This is a genomic window from Blastocatellia bacterium (genome assembly GCA_035275065.1).
Lineage (GTDB): Bacteria > Acidobacteriota > Blastocatellia > UBA7656 > UBA7656 > DATENM01.
Genome location: DATENM010000014.1, coordinates 173,105 through 195,464 on the forward strand (window position 1 = coordinate 173,105; position 22,360 = coordinate 195,464).

The 22,360-nt window shown below is 62.9% G+C and carries 14 protein-coding genes and 1 riboswitch; of the genes, 9 read left to right on the forward strand and 5 right to left on the reverse strand.

The window, feature by feature from the left end:
* Nucleotides 1-47 precede the first annotated feature (47 nt).
* Nucleotides 48-209, reverse strand: a riboswitch (cyclic di-GMP riboswitch).
* 467 nt (nt 210-676) lie between these two features.
* The 3 genes from VJ464_02645 to rpsU all read left to right on the forward strand — a co-directional run bounded on the left by VJ464_02645 (nt 677) and on the right by rpsU (nt 3,912).
* Entirely contained in the window at nt 677-2,593 is a 1,917-nt protein-coding gene (locus tag VJ464_02645) for a GNAT family N-acetyltransferase (GenBank protein ID HKQ04003.1), read from the forward strand.
* A gap of 55 nt (nt 2,594-2,648) precedes the next feature.
* Nucleotides 2,649-3,554 carry a cupin-like domain-containing protein gene (locus tag VJ464_02650; protein ID HKQ04004.1) on the forward strand — a complete coding sequence of 302 codons (906 nt, stop codon included), beginning with the start codon at nt 2,649-2,651 and terminating at the stop codon, nt 3,552-3,554.
* A gap of 151 nt (nt 3,555-3,705) precedes the next feature.
* On the forward strand, nt 3,706-3,912 hold the full coding sequence (gene rpsU, locus VJ464_02655) for a 30S ribosomal protein S21 (protein HKQ04005.1): 207 nt from the start codon (nt 3,706-3,708) through the stop codon (nt 3,910-3,912).
* Between the two features lie 127 nt (nt 3,913-4,039).
* Here rpsU and VJ464_02660 read toward each other — a convergent pair whose 3' ends face one another.
* From VJ464_02660 to VJ464_02680, 5 genes are all read right to left on the reverse strand, one after another.
* Nucleotides 4,040-4,816 carry a HEAT repeat domain-containing protein gene (locus tag VJ464_02660; protein HKQ04006.1) on the reverse strand — a complete coding sequence of 259 codons (777 nt, stop codon included), beginning with the start codon at nt 4,814-4,816 and terminating at the stop codon, nt 4,040-4,042.
* The gene (locus VJ464_02665; GenBank protein HKQ04007.1) at nt 4,813-5,196 is read right to left on the reverse strand and encodes a hypothetical protein; all 384 of its coding nucleotides are present in this window, start codon (nt 5,194-5,196) and stop codon (nt 4,813-4,815) included. The genes VJ464_02660 and VJ464_02665 overlap by 4 nt, the downstream gene beginning before the upstream one ends.
* A gap of 15 nt (nt 5,197-5,211) precedes the next feature.
* Nucleotides 5,212-5,391 (reverse strand): hypothetical protein, encoded by a 180-nt coding sequence (locus VJ464_02670; protein HKQ04008.1) that lies wholly within the window; start codon nt 5,389-5,391, stop codon nt 5,212-5,214.
* A 53-nt stretch (nt 5,392-5,444) separates the two neighbouring features.
* On the reverse strand, nt 5,445-6,617 hold the full coding sequence (locus VJ464_02675) for a phosphopentomutase (GenBank protein HKQ04009.1): 1,173 nt from the start codon (nt 6,615-6,617) through the stop codon (nt 5,445-5,447).
* Between the two features lie 247 nt (nt 6,618-6,864).
* A complete protein-coding gene (locus VJ464_02680) occupies nt 6,865-8,901 on the reverse strand; it encodes an N-6 DNA methylase (protein HKQ04010.1) in 2,037 nt (678 codons plus the stop codon).
* A 90-nt stretch (nt 8,902-8,991) separates the two neighbouring features.
* On the opposite strand from VJ464_02680, the gene VJ464_02685 reads away from it, so the two are divergent.
* The 6 genes from VJ464_02685 to VJ464_02710 all read left to right on the forward strand — a co-directional run bounded on the left by VJ464_02685 (nt 8,992) and on the right by VJ464_02710 (nt 22,237).
* A complete protein-coding gene (locus tag VJ464_02685; protein ID HKQ04011.1) occupies nt 8,992-10,020 on the forward strand; it encodes an alpha/beta fold hydrolase in 1,029 nt (342 codons plus the stop codon).
* A 293-nt stretch (nt 10,021-10,313) separates the two neighbouring features.
* Entirely contained in the window at nt 10,314-11,924 is a 1,611-nt protein-coding gene (locus tag VJ464_02690) for a SpoIIE family protein phosphatase (protein HKQ04012.1), read from the forward strand.
* A 121-nt stretch (nt 11,925-12,045) separates the two neighbouring features.
* A complete protein-coding gene (locus tag VJ464_02695) occupies nt 12,046-14,493 on the forward strand; it encodes an ABC transporter permease (protein HKQ04013.1) in 2,448 nt (815 codons plus the stop codon).
* Nucleotides 14,494-14,597: 104 nt separating this feature from the next.
* The gene (locus VJ464_02700; GenBank protein ID HKQ04014.1) at nt 14,598-17,021 is read left to right on the forward strand and encodes an ABC transporter permease; all 2,424 of its coding nucleotides are present in this window, start codon (nt 14,598-14,600) and stop codon (nt 17,019-17,021) included.
* 116 nt (nt 17,022-17,137) lie between these two features.
* Nucleotides 17,138-19,582 carry an ABC transporter permease gene (locus VJ464_02705; protein ID HKQ04015.1) on the forward strand — a complete coding sequence of 815 codons (2,445 nt, stop codon included), beginning with the start codon at nt 17,138-17,140 and terminating at the stop codon, nt 19,580-19,582.
* 90 nt (nt 19,583-19,672) lie between these two features.
* Nucleotides 19,673-22,237, forward strand: a complete 2,565-nt coding sequence (locus tag VJ464_02710; protein HKQ04016.1) for an ABC transporter permease — start codon at nt 19,673-19,675, stop codon at nt 22,235-22,237.
* Nucleotides 22,238-22,360: the final 123 nt, after the last annotated feature.

Consider the following 22,360-nt stretch of genomic DNA (forward strand, 5'->3'; position numbering starts at 1 on the left):
TCCTGCGATGTGGAGTGAGATGAACTTCTAAGGAAGGAGCATCTCACTTCGGTAACCAGTCATCCTTCGGAAGTAAAAAGTAAAAAGTTAAAAGGAAAAAGTGGGAAGCCAGTGTGGCAGTTACTTTTGCCTTTCTACTTTTTACTTTTTACTTGTCAAAGGCCTTGGCTTTGCGACCCGGAATCACTTCCGGTGTGCCTTTATCGGTGAAACGACCGCGCCGGCTCATGCCGAGCCGAACGCGGATTTTGGCGGGATTCGTAACAGTTTGGGAAAGCACTTGCCATCGCAGTGTCGATGTCGAAGTGTGATGATCTTTACAAACTGTCCCGGCCCGCCAGATCAAAGATCGATGAATTGGTCGCTTATCAACCTTCATGCGTTTTCGCGAATCTTGCCGCGAATACGATCAGGACGATATGGGGCCAATTACGCCGCTGGGTGAGCAAGCAGCGTTCCATCAGAATGGAGGCTCTGCATATATAAGGAAGGCGCGGCACGGGCAGCGCCTATGGCCTCTGAATTTTTTTCATAGCGACCGGTGGCGACGATGTAAATTCTTCCGACGCGGCGGCGGCGTCATTCAGGAATCCGGCGCGCATTGGTCATTTCAACCGAGCGAGAACTACCTGCACCGCCAGCGTCGCAGCGACGCCGAGAAGGGATTGAGGAGGAGATGAAATCAGCGCTCGCCATCGTAACGCCCGACAACGCCGCGGCGCGGCCCGCGTCAGGCGATGAGGCACGCGATACGATCAAGCCCCTTCTGGCAACAGACAAGTTCTCTGCCGTCAGCCTCACCGATTTCTCCCTGCTCGACGGCATCCTGGAAAAGTGGCAGGACCTGGCGGAGCAGTCGGTCGAGCGCAATCCGTTTTTTGAGCCTGAAATGTTACGGCCCGCGCTCGCGCGTTCCGGCGCAGGCGCTGACCTGCGCGTGGTGCTGATCTACGCCCCCAATCGCGCACGGCCCGCCGAGCCATTGCTGTGCGGCGTCTTTCCGCTGGTGCGTCGCCGGCATCAAGCGATGCCTTGCCGGGCGCTCAGTCTGTGGCTGTACGAAGGTTGCGAGCTGGGGACGCCGCTCGTCCGCGCCGCGCAAGCCGAGCCCACGATGGAAGCGTTCTTTGCGTGGCTCGCCGCCGCCGACCACAGCTGCGCATTGATGGAATTCAACCGCGTCAGCGGCGAAGGCGCGTTTCATCATCTGCTGGTTGACTACCTCGATCATAATGCCGTGCTGCACCACGCCAACGATTACTCTGGCTCGAGTGACGGAACGGGTGATCGGCTGCTGCGCGACGTAACGGTCGGCACAGGCGGCCAGCGCGGCGACCTGACGGTTTCGCTGCTGCCGCTGCGCCGCTGGCTCGGCCACCCGGGCAAGCGCGCCGTACAACCGCAACCCGGCAAGATGTTCGCGGTCGCCGTCGAAGACGCCGCGCAGCTTGAACAGTATGCCGATGATTGGGAAGCACTGGCCGAGTCGGTCGGCGAGCCCAACCCATTTTACGAGCGCTGGATGTTCGAGCCGGCGCTTGCCGCCTTTGGCAAAGAGCGGCGCTTGATCTTCGTTTTCATTTTCGCAGCCGACACGGACTCGTCTTCAGACCGGCCACGGCCCTGCGGCTTCTTCCCGCTCGACCTCGGCAAGCGTTACGATGGGCTGGGCAGGCCGCTGCCGCTGAAGACGATCAGCCTGTGGAAGCACAAGTACGGTTACCTCTGCACGCCGCTGGTGCGCGAGGGCTGCGCCGCTGAAACGATTGCAGCGTTTTTCGCGTGGCTCGACAGGTTCGCGCATGGCGCGGCGCTGATGGATTTTCGTTACCTTGCCGAAGGGCCGTTTCATCGGGCGCTGGTCGAATATCTGCATCACACGGAGCGCCCGCACTATCTGGCGCAATCCTTCACGCGGGCTTTGCTCAACAAGCGCACGGATGCGACCACTTATCTGCGCGAGGCGTTGTCGCGCGAGCATCGCAAAGACCTGCGTCGCAAAGAGCGGCGGCTTGCCGAGAGCGACACGATTGAATACGCGGCGATGGGGCCAGACGACGACCCGCGCGCCTGGATCGCCGAATACATGGCGGTCGAAGATATTAGCTGGAAAGGCAAGCAGAATTGCGCGCTCTCTAGCACACCGGGCGAGCGCGAGTTCTTTGAAGCCATCGCGCTTGCGGCCTTCGCGCGCGGCCGCCTGATGATGCTTTCATTGCGCGCCGCGGGCCGCGCCATCGCCTGCAAGTGCAATTTCATTGCCGGGCGCGGCGCTTATGCCTTCAAGATCGCCTACGACGAGGAGTTCGCCGCGGCGTCGCCGGGCGTCCTGCTCGAAATGGAAAACATTCGCCGCATGCATGCGAGCGCGGCGATGGAATGGATGGACTCGTGCGCCAACCCGCACAACGCCATGATTAATCGCCTGTGGCTCGACCGCCTGCCGGTGCAGAGCATCGCCGTCAGCCGCGGGCGGCGCGGGCGGCTCGCGGTGGCGCTGATGCCGCTGTTGAAGTGGGCCAACCGCCAGGTCTTTCGCCGCAACCTGTCGCGCCGCTCGCCGGCCCGCGCCATTCAGATCATCGCGCGGTGAACCATAAGGCTTGATAAGTAGAGTGGAAGTGATGACCTCAAGCAGCAGCTTCGCAATGATTCAACCGAAGGTTGGCGCAGGGTCGAGCCAGTCAGCGACCGCGCGGCTGGAGATCAAGGCTGACGACTTTCGCGCCGGCTTCAACCGCCAGCCGTTTCTGATCGGCCATCATCTGGCCGGCCATCCGCTATTCGAGCTGCCGCAATTGCTAGGGCTGGCCTGCCGTCTTCCCGAAGCCTGTGTCGCTTACAACGCCGGCAACATTGCGGTCGCCGAAGGTCTGTATAAAGGCCCGCGCACCGGCCTGTCGGTCGAAGAGACGATCCGCCGCATCGAAGATTGCCAGTCGTGGATGGTCTTAAAGCATGTCGAGATGGACGGCGAATACAACGCGCTGCTCGATCAATGCCTTGATGAAGTGCAAACGCACTCTGAGCCGTTAGCGCCAGGCATGCACAAGCGCGAAGGGTTCATCTTCATCAGCTCGCCCGCCTCTGTGACGCCTTACCACCTTGACCCCGAATACAACTTCTTGTTGCAGATTCGCGGCAGCAAGTCTGTGCATATCTGGAGCCCCGAAGATCGCACGGTGTTGACTGACGAAGACCTCGAAGATTTCTACACGTCAGAGGCGCAGAACAATCTCAGGTTCAAGCCTGAGCATGAGCCCCGCGCTTTCGTCTTCGAGCTGACGCCGGGATGCGGCCTGCATTTTCCGGTGACCGCGCCGCACTGGGTCGAAAACGGCGGCGGCGTCTCTGTGTCGTTCAGCATCACGTTTCGGACGCCGGCGAGCGAGCGCCGCGCCATCGTTTATGGCGTCAACGCCGCGTTGCGCCGCCGCGGCTGGAAACCGAAACCCGTAGGCCGCTCCGCAATGCTCGACGCAATGAAGTATCACGCCGGGCGACTGGCGCGGCGATTCAAGCCCCTCAACAATCCCGCAACCGCGCGTCCCTGAATCAAGTCATTCTTGCCTGCCGAATGATGCGTTGACAGCCGCTAGCCGCGTTGGTAAGCTAAAAAGCTTGGAAGCGACTCGGTTTTTTTATCGAGTCATGTCTGTAGGCCAAAATAGATTAAAACCCGCTATGAATTTTCGGAGGTATTGAGTGGCAAGAGTACAGGTTCACGATAACGAGAGTATTGAAAGCGCCATCCGTCGCTTCAAGCGCGCCGTCGCCCGCGAAGGCATTATCACCGACACCAAAAAGCACGCCTTTTATCTGAAACCGGGCGAGCGCCGCCGCCTGAAATCGCAGGTCGCCCGCCGCCGCGCTCGCAAGAGCATGCGCAAGCGCACCACCAGCGACGAATAAAGAATAGGAAGCAGGAGGCAGGAGGCAGGAGGCAGTTGCTGATCGCCAGGCATTATTTGCCTCTGGTCGTCGCGACAGTTTGCCTATCCTCTGGACTGCTTCCTGCCACCTGCTTCCTGCCTCCTAATCATTGGTCCGGCGCGGCGCGCAAACGGCGCAGCGCCTCTTGCATCTGGCTTCGGGTTTCTTCTTCACGCTCACCGGTCACCGCGTCATTGAGCGCGCTCAAAGCGCGCTTGTCGCCGATGTCTGCCAGCGCCAGCGCCGCCGCCAGCTTCACCGTCCGCGACTCATCCTTAAGCAGCAGAATCAGCGATTCAACCGCCCGCCGGTCGTGCAGGTCGCCGAGCGCCGCTGCCGCCGTCGCGCGCACATCGGGCGCTGGCTCCCTGACTAAAAGCAACAGCGCCGGCACGGCGCGCTCATCCCGCAACGCGCCCAACCCCATCACCGCCGCCGCGCAGACGCTCGTGTTCGAGTCTTTCAAGGCGAGCATCAACGGCTCGACGGCGCGCTTGTCGCCCAACTGGCCCAGCACGCGGGCCGCGGCGCTACGCACAAAAGCCACCTCGTCTTTCAGCAGGGCCATCAGCGGCTCGACGGCGCGTTTGTCCGGCAAGCCGCCGAGCGCGTTGGCCGCCGCGGCGCGCACGCCGGCGTCCGTGTCTTTGAGCATAGCGATCAGCGGCTCGACGGCGCGCGCGTCTTCCATCTCGGCCAGCTTGTCAATGGCGTCGTGGCGGTCGGCTGCCGTCGCGCTCTTCAATCGCTGCACCTGCTTGGCGAAGTCATCGGGCTTCTGCGCCGCCGAAGCCGAGCCTTGAAGCGCGCCGCACCAGCCCGCCACCGGCAGCGCCAGGCCCAGCCCATAGACCACAATCATGATTTTCAGCTTCATCATCATTGATCCCTGGCTATTAATTTGATTATCGAGATGCCCAGATTGACGGCCAGTGCGATGATCGCGGCGACGAGGAGATAGACCGGCCCGCCAATGACCACCACCGCCCACTCTTCGATCTGCCACCGAAAAGTGAGCAAAAATACAAAGAGAAAAAGGGCCAGCGCCAGCACCGCCGCCGACAAAGTGGCGAGCTTGCCGGCGCTGCCGAGTTGCGCATACGTCGCCCAGGCGCGAATCAACGGGGCATAAATCCAGGCTAACCAGGAATCGCTTGCCCACTGACCGCCGGCAATCGCCCAGACCGCGCCGAAAACGTATAGCAGGCTCGCGGCCAGGACGCTTAAATTCAGAGCCAACCGCAAGCGGGCCAGCCGCGCCATCGGTGTTGACGACGGCTAACTGCCGAACATACCGCCGAGCTTATCACCCAGCCCGCCCGGCAGCTTGCCGAGCAGCGATGACGCCTGCTCGGGATGCTCTTTGAAGAAGTTGAGCACCGTGTCTACAGACTGCTCGGCCTTCTGTTGATCCAAGCCTACCTTCGAAACCAGCAATGATACCAGTTGTTCTTTCATTATCTCCCCTTTAAAAAATCCTGCCGCCTCAAGGCGCGGCGCATCGTTTCGGCTTACACAATCTCTCTGAGAAAGCTGCGGCCCGCCTGCAACTCCAGGCCGAAGTTTTCGGCGACCGTCTGCCCCAGATCAGCAAGCGAGGCGCGTGTGCCTAGATTGACGCCGGCGCGAGCGCGGCGGCCCCAGCCCAGCACCGGCACATATTCGCGGGTGTGGTCGGTCGAAACATCGCCCGGGTCGCAGCCGTGATCCGCGGTTATTAAAAGCAAGTCGTCATCGCGCATCGCCTGTTGAATCTCCGGCAATTGCGCGTCGAAGGCTTCGAGAGCGCGAGCGTAGCCTTCGACATCGTTGCGATGGCCGTAGAGCATATCGAAGTCAACGAGATTGGTGAAGATCAAGCCGCGCGGCGTCGTCTGTAACGCCTTGAGCGTTTGCTCGACGCTGGCGTTGTTGTTGCCGGCTTTCAACTCTTCAGTCGTGCCGCGATGGCAGAAGATCGAGCCGATCTTGCCGACTGCCGCGACCGCCAGATCAGCCGCCTTTAAACGATCAAGCAAGGTGTCGGCGGGCGGATCGATAGCGTAATCCTGGCGCGCTTCGGTGCGGCGAAAGTCGCCCGGCGTGCCGATGAACGGGCGGGCAATGACGCGCCCAACTTCGTCTGCGCCGACGAGCAAGGCGCGGGCGATCTTGCACCACTCATAGAGCTGTTCGAGCGGCACCACCTCTTCGTGAGCGGCGATTTGAAAGACGCTGTCGGCTGAAGTGTAAACAATCGGGTGGCCTGTGCGGACGTGCTCCTCGCCCAGCTCCTTGATGATCTCGGTTCCCGACGCCGGCTTGTTGCCAATCACCGGGCGACCGATGGCGCGCTCGAAGGCTTCGATGATGTGCGGCGGAAAGCCGTGCGGGTAAGTCGGAAAGGGCCGGGCGGTGATGAGGCCGCCCATCTCCCAGTGGCCGGTCGTCGTGTCCTTGCCGCGCGAAGCGGTGGCGGCGCGGCCATAGATGCCTGTGGGGGTGGCGACCGGCTCGATGGGCAAGCGGCGGATGTTGCCGAGTCCCAGAGCTTGTAGATTCGGCACGCGCACGTCACGCGAACCGAGCGTATGGCCGAGCGTATCCGCCCCCAGATCGCCATAATCCGCGGCGTCGGGCATCTCGCCGATGCCACAGCTATCCAGCACGATCAACACCACGCGATTGAAAGGTTGCTCAAGCATCGATTCGCTCCCCTGCCTGCGATTCTATGCCGTCAGCCGATGCGACACAAGAGCAGGAAGTAGGAAGCAGGAGGCAGAAGGCAGGGAGCAGGAAGCAGTCCCGTCAGGGACGCCATGTTTATAGTGATAGATGACGAAAATGATGAAGCCCCGTAGGGGCGAAATGTTGACATCGCGCTCCTACGGAGCTTGCATCCTTTAGAGCGTCGGTGACTATACACATCGCGCTCCTAACGGAGCTTGCGGATCAACTGCCTCCTGCTTCCTGCCTCCTGCCTCCTGCTTTCTCGTTTCTCGCGCGCACGAGTTGGGTCACTGCCGTGTACAGCTCGTCGAGCGTGGCGCGGCGCTCTGCCGGCTGCTTGAAGCCGAGGGCCGTTAGCACCAGCTCATCAAGGCGGCGGCGGTCGAAGCGCCGCACTTCATCAAAGACCGAGCCAACAGGCCGGTCAGCCATCTCGGTCAACGCCGCTTCGAGACGGCGTCGCAGCCCCGGCGGAATCGCTCGCGGGTCGGGAATCAACAACTGTGCGGCGACGGCGACATCGATATCGGCGATGGCCTGCGCGCCGGTCATCTGCCGGCAGGTCACTTCGGCGTAGTAGCGCGCCCAGGTCGAATTGAGCAGCGCCGCCAGCAACAGCTCCGAAACGCCCCGCCGCGGATAGACGCCATAGAGTTTCTTATCTTCAAAGACGCCGGCGCGATTCACCGCCACCAGCCAGCGCTCGCCGATCTTCGAGGGCAGGATGAGCGGCGCCGCCCGCCGGCTTCGCGTCACCGCGTACCAACGGTCGCGCGCCGCGCAGCTCGGGCGCAGATGATAGCCGGCGCGCTCGCCGCTGCGAATATAGGCGAGCGCCCGCGTGCCGCGCAGCTCATCTGCCGCCAACGCACAGTTGAAAAACAAGCGCCGCGAGCTGACCTCTGTAAGCCAGATCGCCGGAATCTCTTTCAACGAAAAGATCACCGGCACAAGAAAGCGCGCCTCAAGCTGATGACGAGCGCCCGCGGCATCTTGAACTTCGATGATCGAACGATCTGTAGCCTTCGCCACTTTTCGCGCCCGATGGTTGGTCGGCGCGGCGATATCGCGCACCGGCTTGAGGTAGAAGAACTCATTCGCGCCGGTCGTCAGCCCGCGCCGCACCCGCGCGATGTCGTCTAAGGCCAGCAGCGCGCCTTGAGCCTTTTGCGCTCCCCCAGGTTTTTTCAGGTAGAAGAAATCGTTGGCGCCGGTCTTCACACCGAAACGGACTTGCGCCAGTTCCGCCAGCCGGAGCAGCCGCGCGCCGCCGCGTTCGAGGATGCGAAAGAAAACATCATCGGCGCGCAGGTACTTGCCCCAGCCGTTCGCCGCGCTACTCGCGCGCGGGCCCGCATCCGTGTCGGTCAGCGCCCCCTGGCTAACCATGCGGAGGCGATAAGCGGCGGTGGTCGTCGCCACGTCGGCGCGCTCAATGGCGTGGGCAAACGCCTGCGTTGCGACAATGGAGTTCTGCCGTTTGTTCAAGATCGCGACGAGCGGCTGATTGAGTTGAACGAAGCGAACCGTGTTCGCGGCGCGCTGCTCGGCGTCCGGCTCGCGCTCAAGCACGGTGATGCTGGTGTTGACCGAAGCGTCAACGAAAAAGCTCTCCGCCGTTGACTCGATCACCGCGATGACGCGGAAGTTATCGAGCAAGAAACGGCGCAGCGCCGCGCCGTAGCCGGCGTCGAGCCAGCTACTCGCCGTCAGAAAGACCAGCCTGCCGCCAGCTCTCAGGAAACGAATCGCCCGCGCGAAAAAGTAAACGTAAATATCCGAGCGGCCTGACCAGCGCGGCCAGATCACTTCGGGCGCAGATTGCCGATCACTCAACAACCGGCGCTCGATGCGTCGCTTGTCGGGTGCGCCCATCACTTCCTGGCGAATGTAAGGCGGATTGCCGATGACCGCGTCGCAGCATTCCGGCAAACGCAACCTGTCGCTGAGTGGCGCGCCCGGCTCAAGGTCGAAGAAATCGGCCCGCGCCACCCGCGCGCCGGTCGCCGCCGCAAGCATGACCGCCTGCGCCGAGCGATCAATGCCGAAGACCCCGCGGGCAAGCTCGTGCGGCGACGCTTTCGTTGCAAGCTGCCGCTTGGCGTTGATGGCTTCCGCAAGCAAGCGCCCGTCGCCGCACGCCGGGTCAAAGACCCGATCAGCCGCCGAGCGCACGGCAAACGCCGCCAGCAGCCGCGCCACCTCGACCGGCGTGTAGTGTTGTCCGTAGCGGTGCCGCTCGTCTCTTGCCTTCGCCATCGTTATCCATCTTGCTGCGCGCCGCGCCGGTATCTACAATCAATTGAGGGATGACCGCCGGCGGTCTTAAGAGTAGCAACTGAAAAGCTGATGACGAAAGACGCCATTCTAAACGAGCTGGAGAAACAGCCCTTCGTGCCGCACCCGCGGCTAAAGAACGGCCACGCGCAGACGCTCGCCGGGGCGCTCATCCGTCGCCGCTTCAAGCGGGTGATCGAGAATTGCGAAGAGCGGCTTTTTGACATCGCGCCGGGCGGCCAGGTGCTCGGCCACTGCTCGTGGCAGGCAGACCGCACCATTCGTCCGACGCTCGTGCTGGCCCACGGCATGGAAGGCTCGACCGAATCTCGCTATATGCTCGGCACCGCGGAAAAGGCTTTGGAAGCCGGTTTCAACGTCATCCGCATGAACGTCCGCAACTGCGGCGGCACAGAACACCTGACGCCGACGCTCTATCACGCGGGGCTGACCGAAGACCTCAAACAGATCATCAGTGAGCTGAGCGAGCGCGATGGCCTGAGCGAGATTTATCTTGCGGGCTTCTCGCTCGGCGGCAACATGGTGTTGAAGCTGGCGGGCGAATACGCCACCACTGCGCCGGCGGCGCTGCGCGGCGTCATCGCCGTATCGCCTTCGATAGACCTCGCCGCTTGCGCCGATGCCATCGAGATGCGCTCGAACCTGATCTATCATTTCAAATTCATCACCAGCCTGCGCAACCGCCTGCGCCGCAAAGCGCGGCTCTTTCCCGACCGCTACGACGCCTCGCGGCTGCGCGGCGTCTGGACGATTCGCCGCTTCGACGATTTGATTACCGCGCCGCACATGGGCTTTCAAAACGTCGCCAACTATTACGAGCGTGCCAGCGCCCTGCCCTTCGTTGAGCGCATCAGTGTGCCGACGCTGATCGTCAGCGCCAAGGATGACCCCTTCATCCCCTTCGCGCCGTTCGAGCGCCCCGAAGTCACCGCCAACCCCAACGTCGCGTTGATCGCCCCGGCGCATGGCGGCCACGTCGGCTTCGTCTCCGCCAACGGCGAAGGCGAGGGCCGCTTCTGGGCCGAAGCAACCATCGTCAACTTTGCCCGGCTCATCAACGAAGGCCGCCGATCACGCTAAGCTCAACAACTCAAACCATCTTAACCTAAGCGGTTGTGGGAAAGCGCATCCCACAAGCGAACAGGGAGCAGAGGCCGGGGCCGGAGGCCAGGGGCCTGTAGAAGTCGCACCCGGCGAGTCGCAATGGCCTCGGCTGATCAACCAGCGCGTGAAGTAACTTGTCTGAAACCTGGGGTTAAACAAATTAGCCGCGCGTTTGCAACCTTTCCTTCCTTCAGACCACTGACCATTACCCGCTGGCCCCTGCCCGCGTGGCACGCCGCTTGGCTATGTCTAGCGGAGTTTTACGAGCAATGATGAATGTAGCTACAAGTGAAGAAGCGCGGCGCTGGCGGGCGCTGATTGCCGACGACCAACCCGATGTGCTGGAAGCCCTGCGCCTGCTGCTGAAAGGCGAAGGCTTTCAGACCGACGCCGTGATGTCGCCGGCGGAAGTGATCGAAGCGTTGCAGGCGCATAATTACGATCTGCTGCTGATGGATTTGAATTATGCGCGTGACACGACCTCCGGGCAGGAAGGGTTAGACTTGCTGAACGCCGTGCGCGCGCTCGACGACACCCTGCCCATCGTCGTGATGACGGCGTGGGGCAGTATCGAGCTGACGGTCGAAGCCATGCGGCGCGGCGTCCGCGATTTCGTCTTGAAGCCCTGGGAGAATGCGCGGCTGGTCAACACGCTGCGCGCCCAGGTCGAAGCCGGTCGCGCCCTGCGCCACAAAGAACATCTGAAGACCGAGCGCCGCCTGATCGCCCAGATCGTCCTCGAAGCCACCGACCAGCGCACCATGCTAGAGCTGATCGCCGGGCGTATTAGCCATGCGCTCGAACGCGCCACGGCGATCTTCACGCGCGCGCCACGCGACCATGGCTTTATGCGCGCCGCGGCTGCCGGAGACGCCAACGGGCTGGAGCACCTGGCCGGCATGGCCAACCGCGAATGGCATTTCGACGGCAGCCATCCGCTCAACCTCGCGGGCGTTGCGTTCGATGAAGCGCTGGCGGCGTATTCTTCTACTGAGCCGCCCGCTTTGATCGTGCCCGTCAAAGTCAATAATGAAATTGTCGGCTTGCTCGGCGTCGTCGGCAAGCATGCGAATGACGGCTTTGACGCCGACGACATGAAATTTCTCGACGCCGCAGCAGAGCAGATCGCTTCGGGCATCAGTAACTTTCACCTCAAGAGCCAGGAGCGCGAGCTGGCCGAAGCGCGCTTGATTCAAGAGCGGCTGCTGCCGAAAGCGATCCCGCAGATCGAGGGCTGCGAGATCGCCGCCGCCTGGCGACCGGCGCGCACCGTGTCGGGCGATTATTTCGACGTGCTGAAGTTTGACGAGCGCTGCGCGGCAGTCTGTATCGCCGACGTCAGCGGCAAGGGAATGCCGGCGGCGCTGCTGATGTCGAATGTGCAGGCGGCGGTCAAAGCCTTTGCCACGGGCGACCTCGCGCCCGCCGCCATCTGCGAGAAGCTGAATCGCGTCGTCGGCGGCAACATCGCTGACGACCGCTTTATCACTTTCTTTTATGGCTTGCTCGACACCGCGCGCAAGACGTTCACTTATGCCAACGCCGGCCATTGTCAGCCGATGCTGGTGCGCGCCGCCGGTGACGTGCTGCGCCTCGACAAAGGCGGATTGATGCTCGGGCCGTTCCCCGGCTTGCCGTTTGAACAGGGCAAGATTCAGTTACAGGCGGGCGACCGCTTGTTGCTCTTTACCGATGGCATCACGGAAGCCGACAACGGCTGCAACGAAGAGTTTGACGAGGCCCGGCTGACTGACATCCTGATTAACAACCGCGCGTTTGCCGCTGCCCGCTTAGAGGAAGTCGTGATGGAGAAGGTGATGGAATTCTGTAAGGGCGATTTTCATGACGACGCGACGTTGCTGGTTCTAAGCTTTGACTGAGAGTGACAAGTGACAAGTGACAAGTGACAAGAGCGTGTCGGTGTTGCTACTACGCTCTCCCACTCATTACTCATCACTCATCACCTCTTGTCACTTGTCACTTGTCACTCGGAGAGTCCCTATGCTGACCACCTGGCAAGACATCAAGTACGCCGCGCGCATGTGGCGCGCCCGCCCCGGCTTTGCGCTCGCGGCGGTCCTGTCGCTGGCACTCGGCATTGGCGCAAGCACGGTCATCTTTTCCATCGTTGACGGCGTGCTGCTGCGCCCGCTGCCCTACCCCGCGCCCGAACGCCTGGTGCAGCTCAAAGAGGTGAGCGAGCGCGGCAAGCAGAGCAACGTCACCGAGCCGAACTTCAAAGATGTGCGCGCCGCCAATCACACGCTCGACGCGGTGGCCGCGTATGGCGGCGGCGTCATGACGGTCACCGGCGGCACCGAGCCTGTGCGCGCCGGCACCTATGCGGTCACCGAAGATTTCTTCAAAGCGCTCGGCGTGCAGCCGGTGGTCGGGCGCGTCTTCACCGCCGAAGAGAGCAAGGCGGGCGGCGTCGCCGTCGTTAGCTATGGCTTCTGGCAGCGGCTGCTGGGCGCGCGAAGCAACCTCGACGGCGAGCGGCTCAACCTTCTGGACCAGAGCTTCGCGGTCGTCGGCGTCATGCCGCCGGGCTTCCAGTACCCCGGCGACGCCGAGGTCTGGGTGCCGAGCGTCATCTTCCCGCCCAACACGTCGCGCACGGCTCACAACTGGCAAGTGATTGGCCGCCTGCGCGCCGACACCTCGCTCGAACAGGCGAGCGCCGACGTGAGCAGCATTGTCCGGCAATTCAAAGCGCAGTACGGCAACGACGTTGACGCCGTCGACATGGCGCTCGTGCCGCTGCGCGATTATCTGGTCGGCAGCACACGGCCCGTCTTGCTGGTGATGCTGGCGGCGGTCGGATTTCTGTTGCTGATTGCCTGTGCCAACGTCGCCAATATGCTGCTGGCGCAGGCGACGGCGCGCTATAAAGAGTTCGCCATCCGGCGGGCGCTCGGCGCGAGCCGCTTCCGCCTGGCGCGGCAATTCGTCACCGAAAGCGCGCTGCTGGCGGTGGTGGCTGGCGGCGTCGGTGTGCTGCTCGCCTTCTGGGGGCTTGATGCGCTGTTGAGCTTGAATCAAGCAGCCCTGCCGCGCGCCGGCGAGATCAATGTCAACGCCAGAGTCCTCGGCTTTACGCTCGTCCTGGCTTTTGTCGTCGCCATCATTGTCGGCCTCGTGCCGGTGCTGCGGTTTTCGGGCACAGACCTGCACACAGGCTTGAAAGAAGCGGGGCGCGGTTCGTCGGCACACGCCGCGACCAACCGTTTGCGTAATGGGCTGGTGATCGCGCAAGTCGCCTTGACGCTCATCTTGCTGACCGGCGCGGGCTTGCTTGCGAAGAGCTTCATGCGCGTCTTGCAGATCGATCCGGGCTTCCGCCCCGACCGCACAGTGGCCATGGACATCTCGCTGCAATCATCCGACCCGCAGCAGGTGGCGCAGTTTCACGAGCAGTTGCTTGAGCGCGTCAGCCGGATTCCCGGCGTCACGGCTGCCGGCGGCGTCAGCAACCTGCCGATGACCGGCGGCGGCCCCGATGGCCTGTTCCTGATCGTCAACAGCGCCGACCCCAGTGAAGCCGAGTTGAAGGACTTCAAGTATTACAAGGCGCTGGCGCAGAACCCGCTGACCCGCAAAGGCAGCGCCGAGTACCGCGTGGCGAGCGCCGATTATTTCGCGGCGATGGGCATCCCGCTCGTCAGCGGGCGCACCTTCAACGCGGCGGACACGGCGAACACCGACCACGTCGCCGTCATCAGCCAGTCGCTGGCCAAGCAGTACTTCGCCGACGAAGACCCGATTGGTAAGCGCATACAGTACGGCAATATGGACGGCGACTTGCACACGCTGCACGTCGTCGGCGTCGTCGGCGACGTGCGCGATTATGGGCTTGCCAGTAACGTCAAGCCGACGGTCTACGCCAACTACTTGCAGCGCCCGCGCAAGGCTGCCGACTTCACGGTCGTGACGCGCGGCGAGGTGGCCCCGGCGGCGCTGATCGCCAGTCTGCGTGGCACCGTTGAGGAGCTGAGCCATGACGTGCCGATGAGGTTCCGCACCGTCGAGCAAATCTTCTCTTCATCGCTGAACGACCGCCGTTTCAATCTGGTAATTCTCGGCGTCTTTGCCGTCGTCGCGTTGCTGCTGGCCGTGACCGGCATCTACGGCGTGATGAGCTATGCCGTAACCCAGCGCACGCAAGAGATCGGCATCCGCATGGCGTTAGGCGCGACGGTTACAGACATTCTGAAGATGACCATCTGGCGCGGCTTCAAGCTGGTCGTAGCGGGCCTCGCCGTGGGCATTGCCGGGGCGCTGGCGCTGACGCGTTTGTTATCGAGCTTACTTTTCAACATCAGCGCCACCGACCCGCTGACGTTCGCCGTGGTTTCGCTGTTGCTGGCCGCCGTGGCGCTCGCGGCGTGCTACATCCCTGCGCGCCGCGCCACCCGCGTAGACCCGATGATCGCGCTCAGATACGAGTAGGTTTCTGGTTAGGGAAAGCGCCAGGGATGACAACCAGGAACCGCCAGCGGGCGAAGCCCATCTCCCGCTAAGGGAACCAGAAACCGCAAACCGGAGGTTTGCTGATGCTCCAAGATGTTCGCTATGCCATTCGCGTGTTGTTGAAAAAGCCGGGGTTCACCTTTGTCGCCGTGCTGACGCTGGCGCTTGGCATCGGCGCGAATGCCGCCATCTTTACGGCGGTCGATGCGGCGCTGCTGCGTCCCTTCCCTTACAAAGACCCGGCGGCGCTCGTTCACATCTGGGAGACCAGCCCGCAAAGCGAGTTCAGCGAACACGAAGCCGCTTACCCGGATTATCTCGACTGGCGGGCGCAATCAACCGCCTTTGAAGAGATGGCCGGTTATAACGCCGGCATGGCGCTCTTCTCCGGCATGGGCCAGCCGGAGCGCATTCAATCGGCGCGCGTCACATCGAGCTTCTTTCCGATGCTGGGCGCACAGGCCAGTCTCGGTCGCACCTTCCGCGACGGCGAAGACCTGCCGGGCGCAGCGCGCCTCGCCGTGCTCAGTCACGGCTTCTGGCAGCGGCGCTTTGGCGGCGACCCCAAGATCATCGGCCAGCACATCACGCTCAACGCCGAGAGCTACGAGATCATTGGCGTGATGCCGCCGGGCTTTCACTTCGCCAAAGCCGGCAGCCCCGATGTCTGGCGACCGCTTCAGCCGCTGCCCTTTCAAGTGGCGCGGCGCAATCTTTTCTGGCTCAACGTCATCGGGCGGCTCAAGTCGGGCGTTACTCAGGAGCAGGCACAACAGGACCTGGCCGCCATCGTCACGAACATCGAGCGGCAGTACAGCAACTCGCACACCGGCGAAGGCATTCGCATCGCTTCATTGCGCGACGACATCGTCGGCAACCTTAAACCGCTGTTGCTCGTGCTGCTCGGCGCGGTCGGCTTTGTACTGCTGATCGCCTGTGCCAACGTCGCCAACCTGATGCTGGCGCGCGGCGCGGCGCGGCGCAAAGAGATGGCCATCCGGCTGGCGATGGGCGCAAGCCGGGCCCAGCTCGTCCGCCAGTTGCTGACCGAAAGCCTGATGCTGTCGCTCGCAGGCGGCGCGCTCGGGTTGCTGATCGCGCAATGGATCATCGCCCTGTTGCTGGCCGGCATCCCGGCCTCGCTGATGCTCTACATGCCTTACCTGGCGACGCTCGCCGTAGACCTCAAAGCGCTCGGCTTTACCTTCGCCATCGCGACGCTGACCGGCGTGCTGTTCGGCTTAGCGCCGGCGCTGCAAGCGTCGAAGGCGGATCTGAGTGACGCGCTCAAGGAAGGCCGCACGCCGAGCGGCGCCATACGTGTTCGCATGCGCAACCTGCTCGTCGTCTCGGAAGTCGCGCTGGCGATGATGCTGCTGATTGGCGCGGGCTTGATGATGAAGAGTTTCTTCCGCCTGCTCAACGTCGATCCCGGCTTCCGCACAGACAAGCTGCTGACCTTGCAGGTCGGTCTACCCGAAGACAAGTACGCCGACGAAACGCGCCCGCCGGTATTCTTCAAGCAGATGCTCGCCAACCTCGAACGCCTGCCGGGCGTCAGCGGCGCGGCGACGACAGACATCCTGCCGCTCGCCGGCGGCGGCAACACCGCGTCGTTTTATATCGCAGGCCGGCCCGCGCCGCCGCCCGGCGAGATGGTGGAAGCCAACGTCCGCACCGTGAGCGAGAAGTATTTCAGTGTGATCGGCCTGCCGCTCGTCGAGGGGCGCTTCTTCACCGAGCACGACAACAAGAACGCGCCGACGGCTTTGATCATCAACCGCACGCTGGCCGAGCGAGTGTTTCCGCGGCAGAGCGCCGTCGGTCAGCAGGTCATCTTCGGCTTTGATTCGCAACGGCAGCCGCGTGAGATCGTCGGCGTCGTCGGCGACGAAAACGTCACCGCGCTCGATGCCCGCGTCACGCCGGTCATCTATTTCAACTATGCGCAGGACGGCGGCACCTATAACGCCGTCGTGGTACGCACGTCGAACGACCCTGCGAGCTTGATCGGCGCGGCGCGCGACGAAATCCGCGCCCTCGAACCCGACGCAGCCATCTTCAATGAAAAGCCGATGACCGGGCTGATTGCCGACGCGCCTTCGACTTTCTTTCGCCGCTACCCGGCGTTGTTGATCGGCGCTTTTGCCGCGGTCGCCGTGCTGCTGGCGATGATCGGCATCTACGGCGTGCTGTCGTATGCGGTGACCCAGCGCACGCATGAGATCGGCGTCCGCATGGCGCTCGGCGCGCAGCGCCGCGACGTCTTGCGGCTGATCGCCGGGCAGAGCTTGCGCCTGGCGCTCACAGGCATCGCGCTCGGGCTCGGCGGCGCGTTTGCTTTGACGCGCTTGCTTGCGAGCTTGCTTTACGGCGTCAGCGCCACCGACCCGCTGACCTTCGCGGCGACGGCGCTGCTGCTGGCAGGAGTGGCTCTGGCAGCCGGTTTCGTGCCGGCCCGCCGCGCCACTCGCGTTGATCCGATGATTGCTTTGAGATACGAATAAGGGGAACGAGAGGCCAGGGACTGGGGGCTAGAGCCAGAAGAACAGCTGCGATACTAGTCGTCTCATGGTGACTTCGGGCATTAGCCTCTAGTCGCTGGCCGCTACTGGAGATACTGATGGAAACATTGTCACAAGACTTAAGATATGGCGTGCGGATGCTCGTCAAACATCCGGGCTTTACGATGGTGGCTGTCATCGCGCTGGCCTTAGGGATTGGCGCGAACACGGCGATCTTTTCGGTCATCAATACCGTGTTGTTGCGCCCGCTGCCCTTTAACGAGCCGGAGCGGCTGGTCAACGTCTGGGAATCGCGACCCGACCGCGGTATCAAGCAGATGCCCGCTTCTTATCCGAACTTCGCCGACTGGCGCGATCAAGCCGACGTGTTTGAACAAGTCGCGGCTTTTGACTCGGACTCGGTCACGCTCACGGGCGACGACAACCCGGCGCGCTTAGTGGGTGCGGTGGTCTCGGCTGACCTCTTTCCGCTGCTCGGCGCGCAGGCCACCATCGGGCGCACCTTCAGCCGCGACGACGACAAGAACGGCGCGCCGCTCACCGTCATTCTCAGCCACAATCTGTGGAAGCAACGCTTCAATGCCGACCCCAACATCGTCGGCACCGTCCTGACGCTCAACAGCAAAAACTATACGGTGATCGGCGTCATGCCCGCGGGCTTTCAGTTCCCTTTGCAGAATGACCCGGTCCAGTTGTGGACGACCTACGCCAATCAATTGACGCCGACCGATGGCGACACCATCGCCGAAGAGCGCGGCGCTCACTTCCTCCAGGTGATCGCGCGGCTCAAGCCCGGCGTTTCGCTCGAACAGGCGCGGTCTACGATGGACACGATTGCCGCACGGCTCAGCGAAAAATACCCGGACTCCAACACCGGCTTTGGCGCGACGGTCAACCCGACGCATGAAGACATGGTCGGCGACGTGCGGCCGGCGCTGTTGATCTTGATGGGCGCGGTCGGCTGCGTGCTGCTGATTGCCTGCACCAACGTCGCGAGCCTGTTGCTGGCCCGCGCCACGACGCGCCACAAAGAGATGGCCATACGTGCGGCGCTCGGTGCCAGTCGGCTGCGCGTCATCCGCCAGTTGCTCACCGAAAGCGTCGTGCTGGCGGTGGCCGGCGGCGCGCTCGGATTGTTGATCGCGCTGTGGGGCACGGACGCATTGGTCAGCGCCAGCGGCGATCAACTGCTGCGCACCACACACATCGGCCTGGACGCGCGCGTGCTCGGCTTCACGTTGCTGATATCGATTATTACCGGCGTGCTGTTCGGCCTGGCGCCGGCCATTCATTCGTCGAAAACCGATCTCAACGAGTCGTTAAAAGAGGGGGCGCGCGGCAGCAGTGAAGGCGGGCGGCGCATGTCACTGCGCGGCGCGCTGGTGACCGTCGAAGTCGCCATCGCCGTCGTCCTGCTGGTCGCCGCCGGCCTGCTGATTCAAAGCCTGTGGCGCTTGCAGGGCGTCGACGCCGGCATCAACCCGCACAACGTCATGACGTTTCAGCTCGGCGTGCCCGAAGTGAAGTACGGCGCGGAGAAGCAGGCGGAATTCTTCCGCCAGTTGCAGGCGCGGCTGGCGGCGCTGCCGGGCGTCGAAGCGGCCAGCGCCGTGACCCCGCTGCCGCTCAGCAACAGCAATATGTCGATCTCGTTTGAAACCGAAGGGCGGCCCCTGCCCGCAGGCCAGCGCCCCTCGTCCGCCTATCGCGCCGTCAGCCTCGATTACTTCCGCGCCATGGGCATACGGCTGGTCCAGGGGCGTGACTTCAACGAGCGTGACGGCTATAAGGCCACACCGGTCATCATCGTCAATGAGGAGTTCGTTAACAAATACTTTCCCGGCGAAGACCCCATCGGCAAGCGCCTGCGTCCGGGCATATCGGTTGATTCCAGGGGGTTGCAGTGGCGCGAGATCATCGGCGTCGTCGGCAACGTCCGCCACCGCGCCTTGAATCGCGACTTCACCCCGGAGTACTACATACCGGAATCGCAGATACCGTTCGATTCGATGACCCTGGTGGTGAAGACCGCGGGCGACCCGCGCGGCATCGTCAGCGCCGTCCGCGAAGAAGTCCGCAACATGGACAAGGACCTGCCGCTCTACAACATTCGCACGATGGAAGATTACCTGTCGGCGTCGGTGGCGCAGCCGCGGCTGATTGCGCTGCTGCTGATGATTTTCGCCGGCCTGGCGCTGCTGCTAACGGCCATCGGCTTGTATGGCGTCATGAGCTACTCTGTGGCGCAACGCACACATGAGATCGGCATCCGCATGGCGCTCGGCGCGCGGCCCAGGGACGTGCTGCGGCTGGTCGTCGGTCAAGGCATGATACTGGCCGGGGCGGGCGTCGCCATCGGCCTGGGGATCGCGTTCGTGGCAACACGGGTGATGGCTAGCTTGCTGTTCGGCATCGGCGCTAAAGACCCGCTGACCTTTGCGGCCATCGCGGTGATCATCGTAGGAGTGGCTCTGGCAGCCTGTTTCATCCCGGCCCGCCGCGCCACTCGCGTAGACCCGATGATCGCGCTGCGCTACGAATAGGAGTCAGGAGTCAGGAGTCAGGAGTCAGAATCAAAGAGGAGGCGCAGCGACTTCCTTATTCATTCTGACTTCTGACTCCCTGGAGGGTTTATGCTGCAAGACCTGCGTTACGGGCTGCGAATGATTCGCAAAGCGCCCGGCTTTACAGCCATCGCCGTGCTATCGCTGGCGCTCGGCATCGGCGCGAACACGGCCTTGTTCAGCGTCGTTGACGCGATGCTGTTGAAGAAACTGCCGGTCAAAGAGCCTGAGCGGCTGGCGCTCCTTCAGGCGCAGTGGGGGAAGAATTTCAGCCCCGGCAGTTACAGCGGCAGCAACCAGCGCGACCCGGATACGGGTCTGACCGTCGGCACCTCTTTCCCTTTTCAAACCTATCAGCATTTGCGCGAGCAGGAGAGCGCCTTGTCCGAAGTCTTCGCCTTCTCGGATATGAGCTTCAATGTGAACGCCGACGGACAGGCCGAGGTCGCCTATGGCCAGGTGGTGTCAGGCAATTACTTTGAAGGGCTCGGCGTGCCGCCGCTCATCGGTCGCACGATCAGCGACGAAGACGACCGCGCCGGCGCCAGCCCCGTGGCGGTCATCAGCTATCGCTACTGGCAGCGGCGCTTCAGCGGCGACCCGGCGGTCATCGACCGCCAGATCGACCTCAACAACATCGCTTTCACCATCGTCGGCGTTACCCCGGCAGGCTTCGATGGGACAGCGCAGGTCGGCTATTCCCTGGACGTCACCATTCCGCTTGCCTGGGAAGCCCAGATCACCCCTGAGCGTTCGAACATGAAGAATCAGGTGTGGTGGCTGCGCTTGATGGGGCGGCTGAAACCCGGCGCGACCTTCGAGCAGGCGCGCGCCGACCTGGAGACAGCCTTTACACAATCGGTGCTTGAGCATCGCCAGGCATATCAAGCGCAGCGGGTGGCCGAGGGGCGGCCGGCGGCCAAGCCGCTGGCCCCGGAAGATTATCCGCGCCTCGCGGTGGTCTCCGGCAGCCAGGGCGAGATGAACCTGCGGCAGTTCTACGCCAAGTCGCTTTACTTACTTTTGGGCGTTGTCGGCCTGGTGTTGCTGGTCGCCTGCGCCAACGTCGCCAATCTGCTGCTTGCCCGCGCCACGTCAAGGCAGAAAGAGATCGCCGTGCGGTTGGCGATGGGCGCGGGGCGCGGGCGACTCGTCCGTCAACTGCTGACTGAAAGCGTCCTGCTGGCGGTGATCGCCGGGGCGCTCGGCGTCTTGCTGGCCATGTGGATCAAGGACGGCTTGCTGGCCGTGAGCGATTGGGGCAGAGGGATGAATGCTCTCAACCCGGCGCTCGACCTGCGCGTGCTCGGCTTCACGTTCCTGTTGTCGTTGCTGACCGGGCTGCTCTTCGGCATCGCGCCGGCCTGGCGCTCGACGCGGGTTGACCTGACGCCGGCGCTCAAAGACAGCGGCAGGGGTTCGAGCGCCGCGTCGCGTTCGTGGCTAAGCAAATCTTTGATCGTCGCACAGGTAGCCGTATCGCTGTTGTTGTTGATCGGCGCCGGCCTGCTGCTGCGCACTCTGCTCAACCTGCAAAAGGTCGAAGCCGGATTCAATCAACAGAACCTCTTGCTCTTCCGCATTGATCCCGGCCTGATCGGCTACAAAGCCGAGCGCCTGACGACGCTCTACAAAGACTTGTCCGAGCATATCGAAGCGGTGCCCGGCGTGCGCATCGCGACCTTCTCGCGCGTGCCGCTGCTGTCGCAAAGCATGAGCAGCCGCTCGGTAACGCTGCCGGGCGTCGCGCCGCCTGCGGAGGGCGAGCGCAGCCCGACTGACAACATCTACGTGCATACCGTGCGCGAAAACTTTCTCGAAGCCATGCAGATCCCCTTGCTCGCCGGTCGCAGCTTCACGGCGCATGACGACACCACGGCGCCACGGGTCGCCATCGTCAATCAGACTTTCGCGAACCTTTGCTTCCCGGACGAAAGTCCCATCGGCAAACGCTTCGGCTTCGACCCGCGCAAGCCCGCGGAGATCGAGATCATCGGCCTCGCCCGCGATGCCAAATACGCCCGCCAGCGCGATGACATTCCGCCGACGATCTACGTCTCCTGGCAACAGGAGCTGCGCACCCTCAGCAGCGCCACCTTCGAGGTGCGCACCGTCGGCGAGCCGACGGCCACGGTCGCCGCCATTCGCCAGGCCGTGAGCGAGGTGGATGGCAACCTGCCGATCCATGACGTCAAGACGCAGGTTGAACAGTCCGAGCAGACGCTGGCGCAGGAGCGGCTGTTTGCGAAGCTGCTGACGATCTTCGGGCTGCTGGCGCAACAGCTCGCGGCCATCGGGTTGTATGGCGTGATGGCGTATGGCGTGGCACAGCGCCGGCACGAGATCGGTATCCGCATGGCACTGGGCGCGACTTCGAGCGACGTGCTGAAGATGATCCTGCGGCAAGGCATGGGGTTGACGCTCGCGGGCATCGCGCTCGGCATCGTCAGCGCTTACGTGCTGACGAAATACTTGCAGAGCCTGACCAGCATGTTATACGGCGTGCGCGCCGCCGACCCGCTGACTTTCGCGGCAGTTGCCGTGTTGCTGGGGCTGGTGGCATTCGCCGCCTGTTACATCCCTGCGCGCCGTGCTACCCGCGTTGACCCAATGGTGGCGCTGCGATACGAATGATCCAATTGCGGATTGCGGATTGGCGAACTTGTTCCTGAGTTTCATTTGATATTTGCGCCGTTAAGCTCTGAAGAAATCCGGGTTCCAGAATCCGCAATCCGCAATCCGCAATCGAGAGAGGTG

Bases quoted from the DNA above. Each gene is read 5' to 3' on its own strand.
- VJ464_02700 (HKQ04014.1), top strand. From the start codon at position 14,598: ATGCTCCAAGATGTTCGCTATGCCATTCGCGTGTTGTTGAAAAAGCCG.
- VJ464_02685 (HKQ04011.1), top strand. From the start codon at position 8,992: ATGACGAAAGACGCCATTCTAAACGAGCTGGAGAAACAGCCCTTCGTG.
- VJ464_02710 (HKQ04016.1), top strand. From the start codon at position 19,673: ATGCTGCAAGACCTGCGTTACGGGCTGCGAATGATTCGCAAAGCGCCC.
- VJ464_02650 (HKQ04004.1), top strand. From the start codon at position 2,649: ATGATTCAACCGAAGGTTGGCGCAGGGTCGAGCCAGTCAGCGACCGCG.
- VJ464_02665 (HKQ04007.1), bottom strand. From the start codon at position 5,196: ATGGCGCGGCTGGCCCGCTTGCGGTTGGCTCTGAATTTAAGCGTCCTG.
- VJ464_02690 (HKQ04012.1), top strand. From the start codon at position 10,314: ATGATGAATGTAGCTACAAGTGAAGAAGCGCGGCGCTGGCGGGCGCTG.
- VJ464_02705 (HKQ04015.1), top strand. From the start codon at position 17,138: ATGGAAACATTGTCACAAGACTTAAGATATGGCGTGCGGATGCTCGTC.
- VJ464_02675 (HKQ04009.1), bottom strand. From the start codon at position 6,617: ATGCTTGAGCAACCTTTCAATCGCGTGGTGTTGATCGTGCTGGATAGC.
- VJ464_02645 (HKQ04003.1), top strand. From the start codon at position 677: ATGAAATCAGCGCTCGCCATCGTAACGCCCGACAACGCCGCGGCGCGG.
- VJ464_02680 (HKQ04010.1), bottom strand. From the start codon at position 8,901: ATGGCGAAGGCAAGAGACGAGCGGCACCGCTACGGACAACACTACACG.
- VJ464_02670 (HKQ04008.1), bottom strand. From the start codon at position 5,391: ATGAAAGAACAACTGGTATCATTGCTGGTTTCGAAGGTAGGCTTGGAT.
- VJ464_02660 (HKQ04006.1), bottom strand. From the start codon at position 4,816: ATGATGATGAAGCTGAAAATCATGATTGTGGTCTATGGGCTGGGCCTG.
- VJ464_02695 (HKQ04013.1), top strand. From the start codon at position 12,046: ATGCTGACCACCTGGCAAGACATCAAGTACGCCGCGCGCATGTGGCGC.